We start from the raw sequence: 24,312 nt of genomic DNA on the forward strand, positions 1-24,312 counted from the left end.
GACGAATGTTGGAGGTTCTTTATATGACAGTTTACCATTTTGTAGGTATTAAAGGAACAGGAATGAGTGCGCTTGCGCAAATCCTAAACGATATGGGCTTTCAAGTTCAAGGATCGGATATTGAAAAAGAAATTTTTACGCAAAAAGCACTAGAGCAGCAGGGAATTCCTGTTTTACCATTTGATAAAAATAATATTAAAGACGGCATGACTGTAATCGCAGGAAATGCTTTTCCTGATACGCATGAAGAAATTGCAGAAGCAGCTTCAAAAGAAGGAGTCAAGCTTGTACGCTATCACCGTTTCTTAGGTGACTTTATGAAACAGTATACGAGTGTAGCCGTAACAGGAGCACACGGGAAAACATCCACAACGGGTATGTTAGCGCATGTGATTCAAGGAGCTGAACCTACTTCATATTTAATTGGAGACGGTACGGGTAAAGGTGTAAAAGACAGCAAGTATTTTGCGTTTGAGGCATGTGAGTATCGCCGCCATTTCTTATCTTATACGCCAGACTATGCAATTATGACGAATATTGATTTTGATCACCCTGATTATTTTGCCAATATCGATGATGTATTCAGCGCGTTCCAAGAGATGGCACTTCAAGTCAAAAAAGGAATTATTGCCTGTGGTGACGATGAACATCTGCAGCAAATTCAAGCGAAGGTACCTGTTCTTTATTACGGATTAGGCGAAGAAAATGATTTCCAAGCACGTAATATCGTAAAAAGCACAACAGGCACAACATTTGATGTGTTCGTTCGTAATACATTCCACGCATCATTTGAAATTCCAGGGTATGGCGACCATAACATCTTAAATGCACTTTCTGTTATTGCACTTTGTCATTATGAAGAAATTGATGTTGCTGTGCTGCAAGAGCGTTTTAAAACATATCAAGGTGTAAAGCGTCGTTTCAGTGAAAAGAACGTTGGCAAACAAGTGCTAATCGATGATTATGCACACCATCCAACGGAAATTAATGCAACGATTTCAGCTGCTCGTCAAAAATATCCAAACCGTGAAGTTGTGGCTGTTTTCCAACCGCATACTTTTACGCGTACACAAACGTTCTTAGAGGACTTTGCAGCAAGCTTACAGCACGCTGATAAAGTATATCTATGTGACATTTTTGGATCAGCTCGTGAGCATCAAGGTAAATTATCAATTGAAGATTTACGAAGCAAAATCAGCGGAGCTGAATTAATTAATGAAGAAACAATTGAATCGTTAAAAGACCATAATGAAGCTGTATTAGTATTTATGGGTGCTGGAGACATTCAAAAGTTTGAAAAACTATATCAGCAAACTGTATCATAAAAAAAGGCACTCAGGAGAGTGCCTTTTTTATTTCAAAGCTCATTTTAAATTTTCAGGATTTAACGCTTTTAATTCCTCAATGACAAATAGCCCGTCTTTACGAATTAACACGTCATCGAAATAAATCTCACCGCCGCCGTATTCTGGACGCTGAATCATCACCATATCCCAGTGAATATTTGACTTGTTTCCATTATACGCATCTTCGTAGCACTCGCCAGGAGTGAAGTGGAAGCTTCCGTCAATTTTTTCATCAAATAAAATGTCTTGCATTGGATGTTGAATATATGGATTTACGCCAATCGCAAATTCGCCAACAAAACGTGCGCCTTCATCCGTATCAAAAATGCCGTTGATGCGTTCTGTATCATTAGCGGTTGCTTCAACAATCTTACCGTTTTTAAATGTTAAAGATACATTTTCAAACGTAAAGCCTTGATAGTTAGAAGGAGTGTTGTAAGAAATTGTTCCGTTTACAGAATCACGTACAGGAGCGGTGTATACTTCACCGTCCGGAATGTTCATTTCCCCCGCACACTTCACTGCAGGAATATCTTTAATAGAGAACGTTAAGTCTGTATTCTCACCTGTTAAACGCACTTTGTCCGTACGGTTCATGAGCTCAACTAAAGCATCCATCGCTTTGCTCATTTTGCCATAGTCTAAGTTACATACATCAAAATAAAAATCTTCAAATGCTTCTGTACTCATTTTAGCAAGCTGCGCCATTGAATCGTTTGGATAGCGAAGAACAACCCATTTTGTTTTTGGAACGCGAATTTCTCTATGTACTTTTTTACCGATCGTATTCCCTTGGATTTTCATTTTATCTGCGGGAACATCTGATTGTTCAAAAATGTTTGAACCGGAACGCAAGCCAATATAAGCATTCATTTCTTTCATCACATTTGCTTCAAAGTCTGCCATCATATTGAACTGCTCTTCTTGTGCACCGTTTAAAAGAGCTCGGTCTACCGAATGATCTTTTAGCAGTACAAATGGATAACCACCCGCCTTGTACGCTTCATCTACAAGTGCTGTCACAAGTTCGCGCTGAAGTCCAAAGTTTTCGATTAATACTTTTTCTCCTTTTTGAAGGCGAACAGAATAATTAATTAAATTTTTAGCTAATGTCGCAATTCTAGGGTCTTTCATAAATAGTGCCTCCTTAAAATAACAATGATTGGTGATTCACTTTCTATTGTACCCCACTGAGCTTATTTTGTTTGTTTTTATGCTTTAAAATCCTTTTTTTCTTTGGGAAGGGAAATAACTCATATATCGCGAAATAATGTAGCAATCTTCCCTTTTTCTGAATAAAAGCAGAGAGAATATGGTAAAGTTAAAGAGTCTATAGGGAATAGAAGGTTTAATTGTTTATAAAATTGGGAAAGTAGTTATAACAAGAGAGAAGAAAATAGGAGGTGCCTTGCACAGATGGTTATTATTCTTTATTTAAGCGCTGCTATTGTTGCCATTGCGATTTTTTACCTGGTGGTTTCCGTGTCCAAAACATTGAAATCCGTTCAGCACACATTAAATTCAGTGGCAGGTACTTTAGACGGTGTAGAAAAGCAAATGACAGGAATCACAGCCGAAACAACTGCACTTTTACATAAGACTAATCTGTTAGCTGAAGATATTCAGCGTAAATCCGAAGCGCTGAACACAGTGGTGGATTCTGTTAAAGGCGTAGGTGACTCAATCCAAGACCTAAATAAGTCTATTAAAAGCGTATCATCAAGCGTTTCAGAGAAAGTAGAAGAAAATAAAGAAACTGTTGCTCAAGTCGTTCAATGGAGCAATGTTGCATTAGACGTATGGGAGCGTATAAAATTAAGAAAACAGAAAAAAGTTGAATCAGAGCCTGTACCTGTTGAAGTAAAAGAAAAAGCGGTTCAACGCTCACGCTCATTTTCATAAGGATGAACTTTAAAGGAGGAGACGCATATGTCAAACAAACCAAATAAACCAAACAACACTTCAAATAAAGGCTTTTTAGTAGGAACAGTGATTGGAGGAGTTGTAGGAGCTGCAACGGCATTACTACTTGCTCCAAAATCAGGTAAAGAGTTCCGTTCTGATTTAAATGAGCAGGCAGCTTACGTTCGTTTAAAAACGGAGCAAGCGAAAAACAGCGCTGTTGAAAAAGGACAAGGGTTTGCTCAAACGGCTAAGGAAAAAACGGCTGGTTTATCACAAACACTGTCTGAGCAATCTTCACAAGTAGTGGACAAGGTGAAAAACTTCCGTAAAGTAGATCCTGAACACGAAGCATTACCGCCAACAAGCTTAGAAGTGCTTGCTGATGAAGTTGAGTCTCAAAGCAACGAAGACGTTCAGCAGAAGCTAACAGAAGCTCAAAAAGCACTAGATGAAGTGGAAAGCACAGTGCCACGACCATAATAAAGAATCAAAAGCGTTTACCCTATAGGGTGAACGCTTTTTTTGTATGTAATGTAGGTGGGATAACAGCAAGTAAATAATTTTTTCATTGCAGAAAAAAACTCCACCTTATAAATGAATTTATGAGTATCATACATAAAGCTGAGCACTCTTTTTGTATGGAAACGGTCAAACCATGTAAACTTAAGAGTAAGTACAGAAAGGGTGAAAAATATGAAAAAAATTTCAACAGTTGAAGAGTTCGAACAAGTTGTAAAGGAAAACAATCGCTTTTTATTTTTAAAACACAGCACAACGTGTCCAATTAGTGCAGCTGGTCATGAGGCATTTTCAGCGTTTGCTTCTAGTCATGAAGACATTCCTTCTTATTATCTTCATGTTCAAGATTCACGTGATGTATCTAACTATATCGCTGAGACGTATGAAGTGAAGCATGAATCACCTCAAGCGCTTCTGTTTGAAGATGGAAAAGTGAAGTGGCATGCTTCTCACTGGAACATTAACGAAGACGAATTAGCGAAAAACGTAGCTCACTAATCAAAAAAGTATTTTAGTGAAAGAAAAATCCGAACATTATCGTTCGGATTTTTTCATTGGCATGGTGAACGTAGGTTTACTGTATGACAAGCAATCCATAATAGATTGTTTATCCCATTTGTTCGCCTTTAGATTGGAGCGATTTAGCTATGACTCAACCTCTTTTTTTTATAAGCTGATTGCGGTTTCATCCGCTTTTTCGTACAATAGATGTAGTTTAGCACATAAAAGCAGAGAAGCCCCTTACATATATCCTCCATCATCTATCATCTTATGTAGTAACCCTGCTAAACGGATTTTTTAAAATCAGTGAAAGGGTGGACGTACATGACGAATTCAGATCTTCAGCGTTTGCGATCTCAAATTGACGAAGTAAATATGAAATTGTTAAAGCTTATTAATGAGCGAGGCGAGCTTGTTCAAGAAATAGGAAAGTTAAAAGGAATGCAGTCAACCAAACGGTTTGATCCCGTTCGTGAACGAGCAATGCTTGATGCGATTTTAAGCAAAAATGAAGGACCGTTTCAAACGTCTACGCTTCAACATATTTTCAAAGAGATTTTCAAAGCTCATTTAGAGCTTCAAGAAGATGATCATCGTAAAGCACTTCTTGTATCCCGTAAAAAGAAGGCGGAAAATACAATTGTTACGGTAAAAGGAGAAACAATTGGTGACGGACTTCAGCGTTTTGTAGCAGGACCTTGTTCCGTTGAAAGCTATGAGCAAGTAGCAGCCGTAGCAAAAGTGGTGAAGCAGCAGGGCGTGCGGATGCTTAGAGGCGGAGCTTACAAGCCAAGAACATCTCCTTATGATTTTCAAGGCCTTGGCTTAGAAGGACTGCAAATTTTAAAAAGAGTAGCTGACGAATACGATTTAGCTGTTATTAGTGAAATTGTCGACCCCGCTGATATTGAAACAGCTGTAGAATACGTAGATGTGATTCAAATTGGTGCTCGTAATATGCAAAATTTTGAGCTGTTAAAAGAAGCGGGTGCGGTGAAGAAGCCTGTCTTATTAAAGCGAGGCTTAGCCGCTACGATTGATGAGTTTATTAATGCTGCTGAATACATTGTTTCAAAAGGAAATGATCAGCTGATTTTGTGTGAACGAGGAATTCGTACGTATGAGCGAGCAACGCGAAATACGTTGGATATTTCAGCTGTTCCCATTTTAAAACAAGAAACTCATTTACCTGTTTTAGTCGACGTCACGCATTCAACGGGAAGACGAGATTTACTTGTTCCAACGGCTAAAGCGGCTCTTGCCATTGGAGCAGATGGAATTATGGCGGAGGTTCATCCAGATCCTGCGGTAGCACTTTCAGACTCAGCTCAGCAAATGGATATCCCGCAATTTACAGAATTTATGAAGCAGCTAAAACCTATATGTAACTTAAATTTATAAAAAAACGTAAAAATGAAAAATTCGTATACTTTTATGACAAGTTTGAAGCACTTAATGGTTTCAAGCTTGTTTGCCTTTCGTTATAATAAAGATAAGCGAAATTATCCCGTATTTTGAAAACAGTCGATAACTTTTGTCAAAATAGGAAAGAATAAGTGCAAATCCAAAAAACAAGAATTTATGAAATTCTCGTGAAACTTGTCGGAAAAAGGCGGTAAATACGTTGCGATGAAGCACATAGTATCGTATAGTAGTTACAGATATTCGCTATCATTCTGTGAGTGCATATGATATAAATTCGCGATTCACTTTTTTTATTTACTTAATATACACCGTCTTTTACATTGTTACATATAAACTGGTAAAATTGTCTTTGCCACGTAATAATAAGGGCATAACAGGAATGATTTAGATGCATACAGGGTATCTAGGCTGTATGTAAGAGTGAAGGAGCTAGAAATAGCCATTCTATAAAGGAAGATGGATTTATATACGTAAATACAAGAAATGAAATAAGGATAAAATAAACGAAATGTTTTTCGATAAGGAGTGTTTGTTGTGAACGTAACAATTTATGATGTAGCAAGGGAAGCAAGCGTGTCGATGGCAACGGTTTCTCGTGTGGTAAACGGAAATCCAAATGTAAAACCATCAACTAGAAAAAAAGTATTAGAAACAATTGAAAGACTAGGCTATCGTCCGAACGCAGTAGCGCGTGGATTAGCAAGTAAAAAAACAACGACAGTAGGAGTTATCATTCCTGATATCTCAAATATTTTCTATGCAGAATTAGCGCGTGGAATCGAAGATATTGCAACGATGTACAAATATAATATCATCTTAAGTAACTCCGACCAAAATCAAGATAAAGAACTTCACCTTTTAAATAACATGCTTGGCAAACAAGTAGACGGAATCATCTTCATGAGTGGGAACGTAACGGAAGAACACGTAGAAGAGCTAAAAAAATCACCGGTTCCAGTTGTACTTGCAGCATCAATCGAATCAACTAATCAAATCCCATCTGTAACTATTGACTATGAACAAGCAGCTTTTGATGCAGTGCAATCACTAATTGACAGCGGTCATAAAAATATTGCATTCGTTTCAGGTACGCTAGAAGAACCAATCAATCATGCGAAAAAAGTAAAAGGGTACAAGCGTGCTCTTACTGAAAGCGGATTGCCTGTACGTGATTCTTATATTGTAGAAGGAGACTACACGTACGATTCAGGTATTGAAGCGGTTGAAAAACTATTAGAAGAAGCTGAAAAGCCAACTGCTATTTTCGTTGGAACGGATGAAATGGCATTAGGCGTTATTCACGGGGCACAAGATCGCGGGTTGAATGTACCAAACGATCTAGAAGTTATCGGTTTTGATAACACAAGACTTTCAACAATGGTTCGTCCTCAGTTAACATCTGTTGTACAGCCAATGTATGATATTGGTGCAGTAGCGATGCGTCTCTTAACGAAATACATGAACAAAGAAACGGTAGACAGCAGCATTGTACAGCTTCCTCACCGCATCGAGTTCAGACAATCAACAAAATAATACCTGTGAATGAATAAGAACGAATCCAAAGTTCAGACACGGGGAGATAGAATATGAAAAAAGTTGATATGCTCACACCTATAGGGATACTAATTGGTATCTCTATGGTTGTGTTTGGGGTTATTTCAAGTGGAGGAATGAGCGGTTTTTTAGCTTTTATTGATGTACCATCGATTTTAATTGTACTGGGAGGCGTTTTTGGTACGCTTTGCGTGAGCTTTCCTTTAAAACAATTAAAAAATATGGGAAGAGTAGGGAAACAAGCGTTTCAATCTAAAGAAATAAACGTAGAAGAAATTGTAGGAACATTTGTACATTTATCGGAAAAAGCGCGTCGAGAAGGACTTCTATCGTTAGAAGCAGAGCTTGAACAAATCGATGATTCATTTGTGAAAAAAGGTATTTTGCTAGCCATTGATGGAGTAGAACCGGAAATGATTCGAGAGCTGCTTGAAGCTGAAGTAGCTGCAGTGGAAGAAAGACATGCGAGAGGTCGAAGTATGTTTGAAAAAGCAGGCGATTATGCCCCCGCTTGGGGAATGATTGGGACGCTCGTTGGGCTAGTGCTAATGCTTAAAAGCCTTAACACTCCTTCATCGCTTGGGCCTAACATGGCAATTGCTCTTTTAACGACTTTCTACGGGGCGCTGCTTTCAAACTTGTTTTTTCAGCCAATCGCAGCTAAATTAGCTGGTAAAACGGAACATGAGCTTTTTGTTAAAGAAGTAATTATTGAAGGTGTCATCGGCTTGCAGGCGGGTCAAAATTCTCGCTTTGTGCAAGCAAAGCTAAAAGTATTTGCCCCTGTTGAAAAACGAAAGCTGGAAGAAAAGAGAGAACACGTTCGTGAAGCGTAGAAGAAAAAGGTATTCGGCACAGTCGCCAAAATGGATGGTAACATTTGCTGATTTGGTGACGTTAATATTAGTTTTTTTTATTTTACTATTTTCAATGTCTAGCGTTGATAATCAAAAGTTTCAGACCGTTGTCAATTCGCTTACAAACGGTGGCTCATTAGCTTCTGTAGAAAAGAGCCAGCAGTCTCAAAAGCTGGATAACATTTTAGCAAAAGTGCAGGATTACCTGAAGGAAAATAAGCTTCAGAATGTCATTACCGCTAAGCGAGATGAACGCGGAGTTGTGCTTATTTTACAAGAACAGGTGCTGTTTGAGACAGGACAAGCGGACATTTTGAAAAAAGGCACCCCTTTTCTGGATGAATTAGGAAGGTTATTCAGTACTATTCCAAATGATATTAAAGTAGAAGGTCATACCGACAATCGACCCATTCACACCTATCGCTATCCATCTAATTGGGAACTATCGGCAGCGCGTGCTAGCGGCGTCATACGTTATTTAACGAACCATTTTTCTCTTTCTGCTAACCGCTTTGAAGCACTTGGATACGGAGATACGAAGCCGCTTGTTCCGAACACGTCTAATGGAAATCTACAAAAAAATAGACGCGTCGAAATTATTATTTCAGATCCCGAAGCACAGTGAAAAAGGCCATACGCTTGTATAGCCTTTTTTTAAGAATGAGATGTATGAGAACGAATAGGATAAAGAGCGCGCTCAAGAGTTTGAGCGTTTTTTTCTGTTATTTCGGGTTTTCTTGGAATTGGCTGATAGATATTAGGTTCATCATCCCACTGCGTGCAAACGGGGTGAGGCGATATTTTTGTCCATTTTTCAAGCCATGACAGAGGAAGCATGCCTTCTGCCTTTCGTTCAATCATTTCAAGCCAAATGAATGACCAAGCCCGAGGAACAACCCGCCAAATATCATAACCTCCTCCGCCAACCGCAATCCATCTTCCCTGACAGTATTCATGGGCAATTTCATGAGCAATTTTAGGAATCTCACGGTATATTTTCGTGGTGCCGCATAAATGAGTGAGCGGATCGTAATAATGAGAATCGGCTCCATTTTGTGTCAAGATAATATCTGGTTTAAAAAAAGCAGCTACTTCTTTTAAAGAGGTCTTATAAACGTCGAGCCAAGACTCATCTTCCGTATAAGCATCAACAGGCACATTAAATGAATAACCATAGCCTTCACTGTGCCCGCGTTCGTTAACGTTTCCCGTGCCTGGAAACAAGTAGCGTCCCGTTTCATGAATGGAAAGAGTACAAACGGAAGGGTCGTCATAAAATGTCCATTGCACACCGTCACCATGGTGAGCATCTGTATCGACATAGAGAACACGCGCGTTGTACTTTTGCTGCATATATTTGATGGCTACCGCGCTATCGTTATAAATACAGAAGCCGGAAGCTTTTCCTCGAAAGCCGTGGTGCAATCCTCCTCCTAAATTTAGAGCATGCTTAGCTTTTCCAGTCATCACATAATCTACAGCAGTAAGCGTACCCCCAACTAAAAAAGCACTGGCTTCATGCATGTTGGGAAACATAGGTGTATCTTCTGTTCCAAGACCAAAATCTGCTGCTTTTTCAATAGAAAGCTCGCCGCTTCCTGCTAATTTTACCGCTTGAATATAGCTAGTATCATGGACAAGCTGAAGTTCTTCATCAGATGCCATCCGCGGTAATACAATATCTTGATTGCCTAAAGCGCCAAATTCCCGTAACAGTTCATATGTTAGTTGAACACGAAGCTGGTTAAACGGATGATTATTGCTGAATTTGTACGAAAGAATATCATCTGAATAAATAAATACAGCATTACTAGTCATTACGTCATCTCCGGTAATTTAGGCCATAACACCTCATAGCCGTTTTCTTTTAATGTATTTATACTAATCAATGGATTAATAGCTTGAATGCGAAGCACAAGGATTTTATATCGTTCATCTACATCAGGGTAGACAAGTACGCTTAAGATGTTTGTTCTCGTTGAACCAAAGAGGGATGTAACTTCAGCGAGAACACCAGCCTTATTTTCTACTTTTATTTCAATTTGTGAACCTGGCTTATTAGTGCCGGTAAGCTGAATAAACGTATGTAATAGATCTCTTTCGGTAACAACGCCTACTAACCGCTTGTTTTTTGTGACGGGAATACAACCGATTTGATGTTCATAAAAAATACTTGCAATTTCTTCAACAAAATCAAGAGGGTGAGCTGTAATGACTTCTGTTTGCATAATCATCCGCACGGGTTCAGATAGAAGAGCAGATGTATAAGTATTATCTAAAATAGATGGACTTGCATCTCTTACGTCTCGATCAGAAATGATGCCAACTACGTGATGAAGGTCATTAACGATAGGAATATGTCTAATCTTATGTGTATCTAAAAGTTTCATAGCTTCAGCAATCGTATGGTCGGGGGTTAAGGTAACGAGATCAGTTTTCATCATCTCTTCAACAATCATCAGACACAGCTCCTTTTCTTAAAGCTCAGCTTAATACATAAAGCGATTTCGAAAGCGCAGGCTATCAAATTCTTGTATGCTTTTTTGAGGTACTCTGCTCCCGATTCTTACCATCAAACAATTAGCAGGGTGGGAGCTAATCTCCGGATCATCTGTGGCAAACCACGTCAGTCCACCTTTATTCATCATTTTTTCCATAATTTTGCGGTAATCCCACACATTTAGCCCTGTTCCTTTTAAATCCCAATGCCAATAGTATTCTGTCGTAATGACAATATAATCTTCCATTGCATCATCCATCATAGATACGATAAGCAGGTTTTTACCAACAGCGCAGCTGCGAAATGGAGCGGCTACCTCTATAGCTCCTAATTCGATTAAATTCTCCATATTTCCTTCCGACCATCGTTCTAGAGGATCGGGATATAAAAAGGTTACATAACCAATGATTGTATGATGATGGCGAGCAATAATGATTCTACCTTCAGGCAAGTTGGCAATCTCGATCAATGCTTCTTTTTGCTGTTCAGGTGGACGAAAGGCCGTTAGTTGCTCATGAAAATCAAGTTGTTGCAAGGTCTTGGAGGAGACAGGTCCTTCAATAACAATTGCTCCAACAGCTGTTTTTAGTTCTTTCATATTGTATGTTTGGGAATGTTTCACATGAATCACCACCTTCAAGCAGTCTTATCTGTATTATAATACAAAAAAAACTCTATATTAAAGCGTTTTCAAAAAATTAAATAAAAGAAAAGGAGTTTTTTAAAAAACATAGAATAGGAAATTAAAAGAGATTCTTGTTAATTCGACACTTCTATAACAAAGGTTGTCATATAACAAGGGAGACTATTATCCCAATTCCGACAAATAATTTTTATAAAATTGTGAAAAGTCTATTTTTGTTATATAATAGGTTTGTAAATTTTATACATAAGGGGGAGTTTGTGATGAAGGTGGAAGCGCTTCCTGTAATTGAAGGGGTATACAACTTACAGGACTATGATAAAACGTATCAAACCTTTGACTGGTCACAAGTGGAGAAGGAATTTTCATGGCATGAAACAGGTAAATTAAATGCAGCTTATGAAGCAATTGATAAGCACGCAAACTCTACGCGTAAAAATAAAGTTGCGCTTTACTATCGAGATGCGCAGCGCAATGAAAAATATACATTCAAAGAAATGAAAGAATGGTCAAACAAAGCCGCGAACGTGCTAAAACAAGCAGACGTAGAGAAGGGAGATCGCGTGTTTATCTTTATGCCTCGCTCTCCGGAACTTTATTTTGCATTGTTAGGCGCGGTGAAGCTTGGCGCTATTGTTGGGCCTTTATTTGAAGCGTTCATGGAAGGTGCAGTAAAAGATCGTTTGCAAGACAGTGATGCAAAAGTGTTAATTACGACGCCTGAATTGCTGAGCCGCGTTCCGGTGAAAGATTTGCCAGCTTTAAAACACATTCTCCTGGTAGGGGAAAATGTAGGAGAAGAAGGCATTCAACTAGATTTTCTGAAGCGATTAGAAGCGGCGAATAAAGAGGTGGAAATTGAGTGGGTAGATAGAACAGATGGTATGCTGCTTCATTATACATCAGGTTCAACTGGCAAACCAAAAGGGGTGCTTCACGTTCATAATGCAATGCTTCAGCATTATCAAACCGCTAAGTGGGTGCTCGACTTAAAAGATGACGATGTGTATTGGTGTACAGCAGATCCCGGTTGGGTAACGGGGACTTCCTATGGGATTTTTGGTCCTTGGCTTGCTGGAGCAACCAATGTGATTGTGGGAGGACGATTTAGTCCAGATGCATGGTATCAAGCACTTGAAGATTTTGGCGTAACGGTTTGGTACAGTGCACCTACAGCTTTTCGTATGCTAATGGGTGCTGGTGATGACTTAGTTAAACGCTATGATTTAAGTAATCTCAGACATATATTAAGTGTGGGAGAACCGTTAAATCCTGAAGTGGTACGCTGGGGAATGAAGGTGTTCCAAAAACGTATTCATGATACGTGGTGGATGACCGAAACTGGAGGTCAGACGATTTGTAATTATCCGTCTATGAAAATTAAGCCAGGGTCTATGGGGAAACCAATTCCAGGTGTACAAGCAGCAATCGTTGACGATCAAGGACAAGAGCTTCCACCTTATCGAATGGGTAACTTAGCAATTAAAAAAGGCTGGCCATCTATGATGCATACGATTTGGAACAACAAAGAAAAGTATGAGTCATATTTTATGCCAGGTGATTGGTACGTATCAGGTGATTCGGCGTATATGGATGAAGACGGTTATTTTTGGTTCCAAGGCCGAATCGATGATGTTATTATGACGGCAGGAGAACGCGTGGGGCCATTTGAAGTAGAAAGTAAGCTTGTTGAACACCCTGCTGTAGCAGAAGCGGGTGTTATTGGTAAGCCTGACCCTGTGCGTGGGGAAATTATTAAAGCATTTATCGCACTTAGAGATGGGTATGAATCTTCAGATGAACTGATTGAAGATATTCGTCAATTTGTGAAAAAAGGGTTAGCTGCTCATGCAGCCCCGCGTGAAATCGAGTTTAAAGATAAGCTACCTAAAACACGAAGCGGTAAAATTATGCGTCGCGTTTTAAAAGCTTGGGAATTAGATTTGCCAACGGGCGATTTGTCAACGATGGAAGACTAAGGAGTAAATGTTTCAATCTTTGTAGGGAAAATAAGTGATTTCTATAAAGTTCAAACAGCCAGCTGTTTGAACTTTTTTTTGGACTTGAATTTTAAAATGAAATCATTCATAATTGTGGGGTGTAAACTTTTAAATAAAATAAACTGCAGTGATAGGAAGAAGTAATACTTGTCTCCCTGTTTAAGAGAGCTGATGGTTGCTGAAAATCAGTACATAGACAAATATGAAATACGTCCTTGAGCATCTTTTGTGAACTTACAGTAGCAAAAGACGGGTAGACCGTTACATCATTTAAGTGGGAAATAATTTATTTCCAAATAGGGTGGTACCGCGATATTTTCGTCCCTTCTTTTTTAAGAAGGGGCGTTTTTTATGTTGTTCAACAACTTGTAACGAGCAATTAGATAAAGGAGAGAATATATAACATGGATATTTTACAAGATCTTGAGTTTCGAGGGCTCATTAACCAACAAACGGATGAAAAAGGTTTAAGTGAACTTTTGAGTAAAGAGTCTGTTCGTTTGTACTGTGGATTCGATCCGACAGCCGACAGCCTTCACATCGGCCACATGCTTCCTGTTTTAATTTTACGTCGCTTTCAACAAGCTGGACATCAACCAATTGCATTAGTTGGTGGAGGTACGGGTCTTATTGGAGATCCAAGCGGTAAAAAAGCAGAGCGTACGTTAAATGAAAAAGAAACGGTTGCCATGTTTAGTGAGCGTATTAAAGGTCAGCTTTCACGCTTCTTAGATTTCGAAGAAGGTGAAAATGCAGCAGTTATTGCAAATAACTATGACTGGATTGGCTCATTAGATGTTATTACATTCCTACGAGATATCGGTAAAAACTTTGGTATTAACTATATGATGGCAAAGGATTCTGTTCAATCTCGTATCGAATCAGGCATTTCATTTACGGAATTTAGCTACATGATTTTACAGTCATACGATTTCTTGAATTTATACCAAACATATAACTGTAAGCTTCAAATTGGCGGCAGCGACCAATGGGGAAATATTACGGCTGGCTTAGAATTAATTCGTAAATCAGAAGAAGATGCAAAAGCATTTGGATTAACAGTTCCGCTTGTAACAAAAGCTGACGGAACGAAGTTCGGTAAAACAGAAGGCGGAGCAATTTGGTTAGACGCTGAAAAAACAAGTCCGTATGAATTCTACCAATTCTGGATTAATACAGATGATCGTGATGTTATAAAATATTTAAAATACTTTACATTCTTATCACACGAAGAAATTAATGAATTAGCAGCTTCTGCAAAAGAAGCTCCTGAAAAACGCGAAGCACAAAAAGCACTAGGGGCAGCGATGACTACGCTTGTACACGGTGAAGAAGCTCTTGAGCAAGCAATTCGTATTTCGCAAGCTTTATTTAGCGGAAGTATTTCAGAGTTAACAGCAGAAGAAATTAAGCAAGGATTCAAGGATGTTCCTTCTTACACGCATACAGGTGAAGATATTGGTTTAATTGATTTACTTGTAGAAAGTAAAATTTCTCCTTCTAAACGTCAAGCACGTGAAGATATTTCAAACGGTGCGATTTACTTAAATGGTGAGCGCGAGCAAGATTTACAAAAAACAGTAGGTGCAGAAGACCGTATTGAAGGTCAATTCACAGTGATTCGTCGAGGCAAGAAAAAATATACGCTTATTCAATACGCATAAAAAAAGGCCGAAAGGCCTTTTTTTATATATATAGACAGTAAAAAAGCCGCTCCATAAGGAACGGCTTTTTACTATTAACGAGAGTAGAACTCTACGATTAGTGCTTCGTTGATTTCAGCAGATAATTCAGAACGCTCTGGTAAGCGAGTGAATGTACCTTCTAATTTCTCAGCGTCTACTGTTAAGTAGTCTGGTACGAAGTTGTTAACTTCAAGCGCTTCTTTCACGATTGAAAGGTTGCGAGATTTTTCGCGAACACCGATCACTTGACCAGGTTGTACACGGTAAGATGGGATGTCAACGCGTTTACCGTCAACTAAAACGTGACCGTGGTTAACTAATTGACGAGCTTGACGACGAGTGCGTGCAAGACCCATACGGTATACTAAGTTATCAAGACGAGCTTCTAAAAGAATCATGAAGTTCTCACCGTGCTTACCAGTTAATTTACCAGCAGCAACGAATAAGTTACGGAATTGACGCTCAGTTACACCATACATGTGGCGTAATTTTTGCTTTTCTTGTAATTGTAAACCGTACTCAGAAATTTTCTTACGTTGACCTGGGCCGTGTGGACCTGGAGCGTAAGGGCGTTTTTCTAATTCTTTACCTGTACCACTTAGAGAAAGACCTAAGCGACGAGAGATTTTCCAACTTGGACCTGTATAACGAGCCATGATGACTCCTCCTTGTTTGTGTTTTTATTTTATGCAAAACAAAAACAGACACATTCTAGCGATATGCTCATTTTGTTTTCATGTACCATCGCTCTAGCAGCAGAGAGTTACACGATACACCATCTTGTTAAAAGAATTGCTACTTCTGTAAAACAATCTTTTAATGAGGAACAAAATGAAAAAACATAAAGAAGATTGTATAAGCTGCAATATTTCACACAACGAGTATTATAGGTGTTTCCTCGTATAAAGTCAAGGAAGATTGAAGATTAAAAGAATGTAAAAGAAAGGATATATTCTTTTGAAGGATGCAAGGAGAAGAAAGAACATAAGAAAACGGTGGTGATGGGCTAATCAAACGTTTGTTTAATAAGCAAAAACCGCTGATATGCAGCGGTTTTTTTGCTTATTCATATTCAAAGAAAAGAAGTGAGTTCTTTGACGAATTCTTCAAGATACTGTTGATCGATTTCATCAAAGCGTTTCTTGATTGGACTGTCAATATCAAGAACACCTAAAAGTTTACCGTCTTTTACCATTGGCACAACGATTTCAGATTGAGAAGCAGCATCACATGCAATGTGGCCAGGGAATGCATGAACATCTTCGATTCGCTCTGTTCTTTGATTTTGAGCTGCTGTACCGCATACGCCTTTTCCAAGTGGAATGCGAACACAAGCCGGCAGCCCCTGGAAAGGACCGAGTACTAACTCGTCGTCTTCCATTAAATAAAAACCTACCCAGTTTACTTCATTTAAAAATTGATTTAGTAAAGCTGAAGCATTTGCTAGATTAGCAATTGTATTGCTTTCTCCTTCTAATAAGGCGCGTAATTGCTTAATTACTAATTCATAATCCTTTTGTTTTGAGCCGCTGTAGTTTTCGACATTAAACAATGTATTCTCCTCCATTCAACATAAGATTTAATGAATTTTTATCAGGAAACGTCAGTTTTAACGCTACTTTGTCGATAAAAGATTACAGGAACTAAAAAGCCTATCACGAATTATGTAGAGAGGCTACTAAAATCCTTTTTAAATACTGTAACGATTTCTACACAATTTTGCAATCATATGTGTTTTGTAAAAATAAATCGAAATGAGGTGTAGATAGATGGCTGTACAGTCAAAAACGAAAGAGAAAATTATTGATGCGGCTGTTTCTCTTTTTAACGTAAAAGGTTTTGATGGTACGTCGGTGCGCGAGATTGCAGGGAAAGCGAAAGTGAACGTAGCGAATATTTCATATTATTTTCATAGCAAAGAAGGATTGCTTGAAAGTTTAGTGATTTCTTATTTTGAAGGTTATATTGGGGTACTGGAGCAAGCATTCCAAGAAATGAAAAAGCTGTCTTCAACAGAAAGTATGATCGTGATGATTCGAGCTATCTTACATTACCAGCACGAAAACAGGCATATTGCCCGGCTTGTATATAGAGAAATCTCTCTTGACACGATTTTAATTCGAGAAGTTATGACTACGTATTTAACTAAGGAAAAATACTACTTAAAAACAATCCTTGAAAGAGGGATGAAAGAAAAGGAGTTTCGAAAGCTGCACGTTTCCTTTACAATCATTGAGCTTAAGGGAATGCTATCTATGCCTTATCTTCATCCTCAGTACCTAAGTGAAGTTCTTCATATATTGCCCCACGAACCGTATTTTGTTCAGCAATATGCGATTGAGCTTGAGCAATGGGTGCACACAACGGTATGTTTGCCATATGAACGGACAAACAAACTGCGCGTTCAATTATCCTAAATGGAGCTCTCCATAGCCTTGGCCTAAATCCTTCGCACAGTGGGCGTCTGACCCATATACGAGAGGGATTTTTTTCTGTTGGGCTGCTTTTACGACAAAGGGAGCTGGATACGCTTCCTTGCACAAAGGCTTAAACAACCCTGCACCATTATAGTCCAAAGCCAGATCTTTCATTTTTATTTCATCGAGTATTGATAAAATAATAGGGGAAAGCGTGTCTTCATATGGAAATTGAGTTTGAAATTTATGTACGAGTGTCATATGCCCAATGCGCTTAGGCTTATAAACGCCTAAATTGGCCTGTACAGAGCGTAATACCGTGTTGTAATACTTATCATATACTTTGCTTACGCTGCCAAATTTCTGTACAATATGTGCAAATACGTCAGAGCTAAAATCTAGGCAGTCATATCCTTCTTCATGTTTTAAGAAGTGGACAGAAAGGATGCTGTCATCGAGATAAGGACCATACTCGTTTAAGAAATCTGTTGTTTCGTGTTCAAATCCTTCAATAAAATCAACTTCCAATCCGATATTAATGCGAATATCGCGCTCAAATTCTTTTTTAACTTGCTGTACGTTTTGAATGTAGCGATCAAGTTTGTCAGGATCCATTCCGCTGTCGCGATCAGGTGTCGGATCACTGAAGCTTTTTGGTAATGGAGCATGCTCTGTAAACGAAATCTCGTCAAAGTTCAGGGAAATCGCCTGTTCAACATATTGGTGCAATGAATCAGGTGAACCGTGTGGGCAAAATGGAGTATGAATATGTTTGTCAACTTTCATAAAAAATGCCTCCTTTTTTCTTCTTTTTCCATTGTAACGACACAAAGTGACTCCATGCCAATATTTTGTATAAAAAAATTTAATTTTTTGCTCAAAAGTTGGACTTTACATGGTATCATAAAAACATTGACGCAAAAAAATTTAAAGGATTAAATTCACCCTTTTTATAAATAAGAAACTTGTCATGTAGAACGCACTGTAAGGGGGCTTAGTATGGAATTCATTATAGCACTAATCATACTTATTATCGGATTAGTTGTGTACGGAATGTTTTCACGTAAAAAGATTTATCAAGAAATTGATCGCCTGGAAACGATCAAAGTCGAATTAGCAAATACGCCAGTTGCAGAGGAAATTTCAAAAGTAAAAGAATTGAACATGACAGGTCAAACTGAAGAGCTATTTGAACGTTGGCGTGAGCAGTGGGATGAAATTATATCAACTAATCTCCCGAAAATTGATAAAGAACTGTTTGAAACGGAAGAAGCAGCAGATAAATACCGATTTAAAAAAGCGAAGCAGTTGTCTATACATATTGATCAAGCCTTAGAACAAACCAAGATAGATATTGAAAACATACTTACTGAACTTCAAAATTTAATTGGTAGCGAACAAGATAATCGATATGATATTGAGGAATTAAATCAGCTTCACCGCCATGTGAAGAAAAAATTGCTCGCACATCGGTATTCCTATGGAAATGCTGAAAAAACGTTAGAATACGCAATTAATACATCTAAAGAGCAGTTTAAAAAATACGAAGAAGAGACGATTAACGGAAACTATCTTCAAGCACGTGAGATTGTTCTTCAATTAAAAACTGATTTAACAGCTATTGATTCGTATTTAGAACAAATTCCTAAAGTGTTAGTTGAGTGTCAGACCACTCTTCCTGTTCAGTTCAATGAACTGCTTGACGGGTTTCGCGAAATGAGTGAGCAGGGATATGTGTTAGATCATCTGCAAGTAGAAGAAACGGTAGAGCTTTTAAAACAAGAAACTGCTGAAATTATTGCAGATATTGAAGAATTATATGTGGAAGAAGCGATTACAAAACTAGATGATGTGAATGAACGCTTAGAGCAATTATATGACTCACTTGAGCATGAGGTTTTCTCCTATCATAAAATGAACCGTGAATCTCATACGGTATCTAACTTCCTTCGTATGCTTCAAGAACGAAACCGTGAACTTCGTGAAGAAACGCTATTTGTACAGCAAAGCTATCATTTTAAAGAGCGCGATTTAGACGTATATTATAAAATGGACCGCGAACTAAAACGATTGACTAACTTGTACTATAATATTTCGGACAAGGTGGCGGAGCACAATTTAGCCTACAGTGTGATCCAAGAAGAACTCGAAGACGTTTCCAAACAGCTTAACCAATTAAAAGAATCTCAGGAATCCTATAGCGATATGCTACAAGCTCTTCGCAAAGATGAGCTCTCAGCTAAGGACAAAATAGAAGAACTGAAATCTCAGTTGATTGAAGCACGACGCCTTATTCAAAAAAGCAACCTTCCTGGTGTTCCTGAAGAATATAAAGTGCAGCTTGAAAAAACGGTTCATATCTTAAATGAAGTAACCGCTAAGCTGAAAGAAAAACCGCTTAATATTCAAGCTGTTCAATCTTTACTTGAAGATGCTGTTGGTTTTGTTCAGGATACATTTGATGAAACAGAGGCAATGTTAGAAGAAGCGCGACTCGTTGAAAGAGTGATTCAATATGGTAACCGTTATAGAAGTACTCATCATTCGATTGCACAGTCTTTAGAAGAAGCAGAAGAAGCATTTCGTCATTACGAATACAAAGAAGCATTAAAACAGGCATCTGCAGCTATTGAGCAAGTAGATCCTGGTGCGCTGGATCGTATACAGCGTATTGTATCTTCACAGAGTTAAAAAGCTCGTGTCCAAAGGACACGAGCTTTTTTATGACGCTTTTCTTTGTATACGATCTGTGTGATGTGTACCTCTTGCAATACTAATAATATAGCCTATGAAGGCGGCAATGACTGTTGGAATGAGCCATCCAAGGCCTTGGTTATAAAGCGGCAAATAGTTTTTGAAAAAGTCGTCTATGCCTGTTAGGATAATTCCTGCTGCTTTTAACCCATCAAAAATGCTAAGAATCGAGCTAATGATTACGGCTGTCACATATACTTCTCGACCAAACGAAATGGCTCTTTCAATTAACGATAAAGCAATTAGCGTAATGGCAATAGGGTATACAAAGGTCAAAATAGGTATGGAAATAGAAATTAATTGAGTAAGCCCTACATTTGAAATAACAGCACTAAACAGCATTAAAATGACAACAAATGTTTTATATGACATGCTCGGCACCAGCTGCGTGAAAAATCGTGCGCAAGCAGAAGTTAATCCGATGGCTGTGGTTAAACAAGCAAATGTAATAGCAAGTCCTAAAATAATGGTTCCAAACGAACCGAATAATGTTGTAGCTACAGCTGTTAAAATAGCTCCTCCATTTTCTTTCATACCAATTGCTTCTACGCTTGAAGCACCGATGTAAGCGAGAGAGAGATAAACGAGAGCTAACCCAGCAGCAGCAATCAATCCGGCTTTTATACATATCGAAGCAAGTGTTCGTTCGTCTGTGACGCCTTTTTCCTTAATACTGTTGATAACAACGATGCCAAATACGAGAGCTGCGATTGTATCCATTGTCAAATATCCATCAATAAAGCCACTCGTAAATGGAGAGGCTATATATTTGGCGTGAGGTTCTTGAAAAGAACCCATAGGGGTCATTAAACTTTTGATAGCTAAAAGAGCTAATACTGCCAGCAGCAAAGGAGTTAGGATTTTTCCTATGCGATCAACAATTTTAGTTGGATTCAATGATAAATAAAGTGTTAGGCCAAAGAAAATAACAGTATAGACAAGTAAAGGAATCTTGCTTGCAGCCGCATTTTCTGATAAAAATGGTGTTACGCCGATTTCAAACGCTACCGTATCTGTTCTTGGTATACCGAAAAAAGGACCGATTGCTAAGTAAAGCAATATAGTAAATGAAATTCCGAAAATAGGGTGAACTTTTTTAGCTACTTCGGTAAAGTTTCCGTTACTTTTAGAAACAGCAATTATACCCATAAGCGGAAGTCCTACACCTGTAATGAGAAAACCAATGATGGAGCTCCAAGTGTGTGTTCCTGCTTGCTGTCCGAGTAAAGGAGGAAAAATCATATTTCCTGCTCCAAAAAAGAGAGCGAACAGCATAAGGCCGATGGAAAATATTTCTTTATTAGTAAGTGCTTTGGTTTTCATAATGCCTCCTAGTGTATCTTATGATGATAATTAAATTTTCTGACTTTTTAAAAACTAAAAGTACGTGATACATACTATCATATTTATGAAATCATATATAGGTTTTTTTGAAAAAATCTAAATAGTTTATCAATAATATAAGTAACGTTCAATTTAAAAAAGTATCAAGGTATGTTATGATAATACGTTGTTCCGAAAAAATGAAGAAGGGAGCGCGCATCCTTGATTTATTTAGATAATAGCGCTACAACAAAACCCTATAATGAAGTCATACAATCTTTTACTAAAGTAGCTACAACTTATTATGGCAATCCATCCTCCCTCCATCAATTTGGCGTACAGGCGGAGAATTTGTTGAGCCGTTCGCGTGAGCAAGTAGCAGAATTGCTGCATGTAACGTCAAATGAAATTATTTTTACATCTGGAGGAACGGAAGGGAATAATTTGGCTATTAAAGGCGTAGCGATGCAATATAAAAGCCGAGGTCAGCATATCATTACGACAAATATTGAACATGATTCTGTTCATGAACCATTCAAGCAGTTAGAAGCCCTAGGATTTAACGTTACGTATGTTCCGGTAGATTCCAGTGGATTTGTATCACCTGCGGCTATTGAATCAGCTATTACGGATGAAACCATTTTAGTATCTGTTATGCATGTAAATAATGAAATTGGCACCATTCAGCCAATTGAAGAAATTGGACAGATGCTGACGAACTATTCGAAGGTGCTTTTTCATGTCGATGATGTGCAGGGGATTGGAAAAGTTCCGCTTTCTTTAGCGGATCATAAAATTGATTTATGCACATTATCAGGACACAAAATTCACGGCTTAAAAGGGACGGGAATTTTATATAAACGAAATGGAGTTCAGCTTCATCCGTTGCTTAGCGGAGGCTCTCAGGAAATGCAGCATCGATCAGGCACGGAAAATGTGCCGGGAATCGTAGCATTTGCTAAAGCACTTCGTTTAACACTTGAACATGCTGCTCAAAATCAGCAAAAAATGCGGAAAATAAAAGCAGAACTGATGGACAAACTTTCTGCTCACGAAAGAATCACGATGAATACGCCGAATGAGCATTCGGCACCTCATATTATAAATTTTACAGCACAAGGTATTAAAGGTGAGGTTTTTGTTCACGCTCTTGAAGAAAAAGGAGTGTTTGTATCCACTACATCTGCTTGCTCATCAAAGCGAAAAAAGCCAAGCAAAACGCTTTTAGCTATCGGTAAAAATTACGAAGAAGCCGATCAGTCCATTCGATTGAGCTTGTCAGGATTAAATGATTATAATGAAGTAACGCCCATTGTAAATGCTATTTTCACAGTAATTGAAGATCTAAAGAAAGTAATGAGGTAAAAGATTATGATATATAACCATATTTTAATTCGGTACGGAGAAATCTCAACCAAAGGACAAAATAGAAAAAAATTTGTTGCTCAGCTAAGAAAAAATATTGTAACGGCTCTTAGTGCATTCCAAAATATTCACGTAAAATACACAAGAGACCGCATGTATATTCACTTAAACGGTGAAAATCACGAGCCTATCATCGAACGTCTTCAGCAAATCTTTGGTATTCAAAGCTTTAGTTTAGCATTAAAAGTTGAAAATGAGCTTGAAGCGATTCAAGAAGCAGCGTTAGAAGCAATGAAAGAATTTGATATAGAAGGAAAAACATTCAAAGTATCTACTCGAAGAGCGTATAAACAATTTCCTCTTGATACAAACGAATTAAATTATGCAGTAGGAAGTCATATTCTACGAAATACAGAGCATCTACAGGTAAACGTAAAAGAACCAAGCGTAAATGTACGAGTAGAAGTGAGAAGTGAAGCAACGTATATTACATGTTTTGATTATCGCGGAGCAGGAGGTCTTCCAGTTGGTACGAGTGGAAAAGCGATGCTGATGCTTTCTGGAGGAATTGACAGCCCGGTTGCAGGATACTTAGCTATGAAGCGCGGTTTAGAAATAGAGGCGGTTCATTTTTACAGTCCGCCTTTTACAAGTGAACGTTCTAAGCAAAAAGTCATCGATTTAACGCAACAATTAACGGCTTATCACGAAAAAGTAAAGCTTCACATTGTACCGTTTACAGCTGTACAGCAAGCGATTCAAAAGCAAATTCCAGAGAATTATACCATGACCTCTACACGTCGTATGATGCTTCGAATTACGGACCTTATTCGTGAAAAAAATGAATCATTAGCTATCGTAACTGGCGACAGCTTAGGACAAGTAGCTAGTCAAACGGTTGAGAGCATGTATGCGATTAATGAAGTGACTAATACGCCAATTTTGCGTCCGCTTGTAACAATGGACAAAACAGAGATTGTTGAAATTGCCCGCAAAATTGATACACATGAAATTTCGAATCGACCGTATGAAGACTGCTGTACAATCTTTACGCCAAGCTCACCAAAAACGAAGCCAAAGCGTGAAAAAATAAATCGATACGAACAATTTTATGATTTTGAAACATTAATTCAAGAAGCGGTAAATAATGTAGAAACGCTTGAGATGACAGCTTCTTCGGCTACAAATACCGCAGACAGCGTAGAAGATTTGTTTTAAAAGTTAAATTTCATAAAATTACCAAAAAAATAATGTATGATGCCATGTGTTTTGACACAATCTATATTCAACAAGGAGGTGAAAACACATGGCAAACACAAACAAATTAGTAGCTCCTGGTTCAGCAGCTGCTATCGACCAAATGAAATACGAAATCGCTTCTGAATTCGGTGTAAATCTTGGACCAGAAGCAACAGCTCGCGCTAACGGATCTGTTGGTGGAGAAATCACTAAACGCTTAGTTCAAATGGCTGAGCAACAACTTGGTGGTAAATAAGTCATATTAATTAAATAATGATG

The 24,312-nt window shown here is 38.3% G+C and carries 23 protein-coding genes and 1 other annotated feature; of the genes, 15 read left to right on the forward strand and 8 right to left on the reverse strand.

The annotated features are described in order from the left end of the window. Nucleotides 1-23 precede the first annotated feature (23 nt). Nucleotides 24-1,325 carry a UDP-N-acetylmuramate--L-alanine ligase gene (gene murC / locus ACFX4E_RS00385; RefSeq protein ID WP_013059499.1) on the forward strand — a complete coding sequence of 434 codons (1,302 nt, stop codon included), beginning with the start codon at nt 24-26 and terminating at the stop codon, nt 1,323-1,325. A gap of 39 nt (nt 1,326-1,364) precedes the next feature. Here the strand turns inward: murC and ACFX4E_RS00390 are convergent, their stop codons facing one another. Continuing rightward, nucleotides 1,365-2,480 carry an aminopeptidase gene (locus ACFX4E_RS00390; RefSeq protein WP_013085232.1) on the reverse strand — a complete coding sequence of 372 codons (1,116 nt, stop codon included), beginning with the start codon at nt 2,478-2,480 and terminating at the stop codon, nt 1,365-1,367. Between the two features lie 282 nt (nt 2,481-2,762). On the opposite strand from ACFX4E_RS00390, the gene ACFX4E_RS00395 reads away from it, so the two are divergent. The 7 genes from ACFX4E_RS00395 (at nt 2,763) to motS (ending at nt 8,732) form a co-directional block, all read left to right on the forward strand. Further along, on the forward strand, nt 2,763-3,248 hold the full coding sequence (locus ACFX4E_RS00395) for a DUF948 domain-containing protein (protein ID WP_252123913.1): 486 nt from the start codon (nt 2,763-2,765) through the stop codon (nt 3,246-3,248). 27 nt (nt 3,249-3,275) lie between these two features. After that, nucleotides 3,276-3,731: a YtxH domain-containing protein gene (locus ACFX4E_RS00400; RefSeq protein WP_013059496.1), complete on the forward strand. Its 456-nt coding sequence runs from the start codon at nt 3,276-3,278 to the stop codon at nt 3,729-3,731. Nucleotides 3,732-3,944: 213 nt separating this feature from the next. Further along, nucleotides 3,945-4,268 carry a bacillithiol system redox-active protein YtxJ gene (gene ytxJ, locus ACFX4E_RS00405; protein WP_013059495.1) on the forward strand — a complete coding sequence of 108 codons (324 nt, stop codon included), beginning with the start codon at nt 3,945-3,947 and terminating at the stop codon, nt 4,266-4,268. A gap of 327 nt (nt 4,269-4,595) precedes the next feature. Continuing rightward, complete coding sequence (locus tag ACFX4E_RS00410; protein WP_028410497.1) at nt 4,596-5,672, forward strand: bifunctional 3-deoxy-7-phosphoheptulonate synthase/chorismate mutase; 1,077 nt, start codon at nt 4,596-4,598, stop codon at nt 5,670-5,672. A gap of 558 nt (nt 5,673-6,230) precedes the next feature. Then, nucleotides 6,231-7,229 carry a catabolite control protein A gene (gene ccpA / locus ACFX4E_RS00415; RefSeq protein WP_025750682.1) on the forward strand — a complete coding sequence of 333 codons (999 nt, stop codon included), beginning with the start codon at nt 6,231-6,233 and terminating at the stop codon, nt 7,227-7,229. Nucleotides 7,230-7,282: 53 nt separating this feature from the next. After that, on the forward strand, nt 7,283-8,086 hold the full coding sequence (gene motP / locus ACFX4E_RS00420; protein WP_028410498.1) for a flagellar motor protein MotP: 804 nt from the start codon (nt 7,283-7,285) through the stop codon (nt 8,084-8,086). Continuing rightward, the gene (gene motS, locus ACFX4E_RS00425; protein ID WP_098249344.1) at nt 8,076-8,732 is read left to right on the forward strand and encodes a flagellar motor protein MotS; all 657 of its coding nucleotides are present in this window, start codon (nt 8,076-8,078) and stop codon (nt 8,730-8,732) included. The genes motP and motS overlap by 11 nt, the downstream gene beginning before the upstream one ends. A 29-nt stretch (nt 8,733-8,761) precedes the next feature. Here the strand turns inward: motS and ACFX4E_RS00430 are convergent, their stop codons facing one another. The 3 genes from ACFX4E_RS00430 to ACFX4E_RS00440 are packed head-to-tail and all read right to left on the reverse strand — an operon-like array spanning nt 8,762 to nt 11,229. Next, nucleotides 8,762-9,925, reverse strand: a complete 1,164-nt coding sequence (locus ACFX4E_RS00430; protein ID WP_377238735.1) for an acetoin utilization protein AcuC — start codon at nt 9,923-9,925, stop codon at nt 8,762-8,764. Continuing rightward, entirely contained in the window at nt 9,925-10,566 is a 642-nt protein-coding gene (locus ACFX4E_RS00435; protein WP_016765739.1) for an acetoin utilization AcuB family protein, read from the reverse strand. Before ACFX4E_RS00435 ends, ACFX4E_RS00430 begins: the two co-directional genes overlap by 1 nt. Nucleotides 10,567-10,596: 30 nt before the next feature. Next, nucleotides 10,597-11,229, reverse strand: a complete 633-nt coding sequence (locus ACFX4E_RS00440) for a GNAT family N-acetyltransferase (protein ID WP_098333415.1) — start codon at nt 11,227-11,229, stop codon at nt 10,597-10,599. A gap of 284 nt (nt 11,230-11,513) precedes the next feature. Here ACFX4E_RS00440 and acsA point away from each other — a divergent pair, with 284 nt between their 5' ends. Continuing rightward, nucleotides 11,514-13,229, forward strand: coding sequence for an acetate--CoA ligase (gene acsA / locus ACFX4E_RS00445; protein ID WP_377238736.1), 1,716 nt, complete (start codon nt 11,514-11,516; stop codon nt 13,227-13,229). Nucleotides 13,230-13,368: 139 nt separating this feature from the next. Further along, nucleotides 13,369-13,579 (forward strand) — a binding site (T-box leader). A gap of 75 nt (nt 13,580-13,654) precedes the next feature. Beyond that, nucleotides 13,655-14,914, forward strand: a complete 1,260-nt coding sequence (gene tyrS / locus ACFX4E_RS00450; protein ID WP_028410504.1) for a tyrosine--tRNA ligase — start codon at nt 13,655-13,657, stop codon at nt 14,912-14,914. A 74-nt stretch (nt 14,915-14,988) separates the two neighbouring features. On the opposite strand, the gene rpsD is transcribed toward tyrS, so the two are convergent. After that, nucleotides 14,989-15,591, reverse strand: coding sequence for a 30S ribosomal protein S4 (gene rpsD / locus ACFX4E_RS00455; RefSeq protein ID WP_013059485.1), 603 nt, complete (start codon nt 15,589-15,591; stop codon nt 14,989-14,991). Nucleotides 15,592-16,007: 416 nt separating this feature from the next. After that, a complete protein-coding gene (locus ACFX4E_RS00460; protein ID WP_028410505.1) occupies nt 16,008-16,487 on the reverse strand; it encodes a GAF domain-containing protein in 480 nt (159 codons plus the stop codon). Between the two features lie 217 nt (nt 16,488-16,704). On the opposite strand from ACFX4E_RS00460, the gene refZ reads away from it, so the two are divergent. Continuing rightward, the gene (refZ, locus tag ACFX4E_RS00465; RefSeq protein WP_013059482.1) at nt 16,705-17,352 is read left to right on the forward strand and encodes a forespore capture DNA-binding protein RefZ; all 648 of its coding nucleotides are present in this window, start codon (nt 16,705-16,707) and stop codon (nt 17,350-17,352) included. Here the strand turns inward: refZ and hisJ are convergent. Beyond that, a complete protein-coding gene (gene hisJ, locus ACFX4E_RS00470; RefSeq protein ID WP_028410507.1) occupies nt 17,344-18,138 on the reverse strand; it encodes a histidinol-phosphatase HisJ in 795 nt (264 codons plus the stop codon). The genes refZ and hisJ overlap by 9 nt on opposite strands. Before the next feature lie 213 nt (nt 18,139-18,351). Here hisJ and ezrA point away from each other — a divergent pair, with 213 nt between their 5' ends. Beyond that, the gene (ezrA, locus tag ACFX4E_RS00475; RefSeq protein WP_013059480.1) at nt 18,352-20,043 is read left to right on the forward strand and encodes a septation ring formation regulator EzrA; all 1,692 of its coding nucleotides are present in this window, start codon (nt 18,352-18,354) and stop codon (nt 20,041-20,043) included. 30 nt (nt 20,044-20,073) lie between these two features. Here ezrA and brnQ read toward each other — a convergent pair whose 3' ends face one another. After that, complete coding sequence (gene brnQ / locus ACFX4E_RS00480) at nt 20,074-21,429, reverse strand: branched-chain amino acid transport system II carrier protein (protein WP_377238311.1); 1,356 nt, start codon at nt 21,427-21,429, stop codon at nt 20,074-20,076. A gap of 222 nt (nt 21,430-21,651) precedes the next feature. Between brnQ and ACFX4E_RS00485 the strand changes: the two genes are divergently transcribed. The 3 genes from ACFX4E_RS00485 to ACFX4E_RS00495 all read left to right on the forward strand — a co-directional run bounded on the left by ACFX4E_RS00485 (nt 21,652) and on the right by ACFX4E_RS00495 (nt 24,289). Continuing rightward, on the forward strand, nt 21,652-22,794 hold the full coding sequence (locus ACFX4E_RS00485; RefSeq protein WP_028410509.1) for a cysteine desulfurase family protein: 1,143 nt from the start codon (nt 21,652-21,654) through the stop codon (nt 22,792-22,794). A 6-nt stretch (nt 22,795-22,800) separates the two neighbouring features. Continuing rightward, nucleotides 22,801-24,012, forward strand: a complete 1,212-nt coding sequence (thiI, locus tag ACFX4E_RS00490) for a tRNA uracil 4-sulfurtransferase ThiI (protein WP_377238312.1) — start codon at nt 22,801-22,803, stop codon at nt 24,010-24,012. An 88-nt stretch (nt 24,013-24,100) separates the two neighbouring features. Next, nucleotides 24,101-24,289: an alpha/beta-type small acid-soluble spore protein gene (locus ACFX4E_RS00495; protein WP_013059477.1), complete on the forward strand. Its 189-nt coding sequence runs from the start codon at nt 24,101-24,103 to the stop codon at nt 24,287-24,289. Nucleotides 24,290-24,312: the final 23 nt, after the last annotated feature.

Source organism: Priestia sp. YIM B13491 (assembly GCF_042787605.1).
GTDB lineage: Bacteria > Bacillota > Bacilli > Bacillales > Bacillaceae_H > Priestia > Priestia megaterium_E.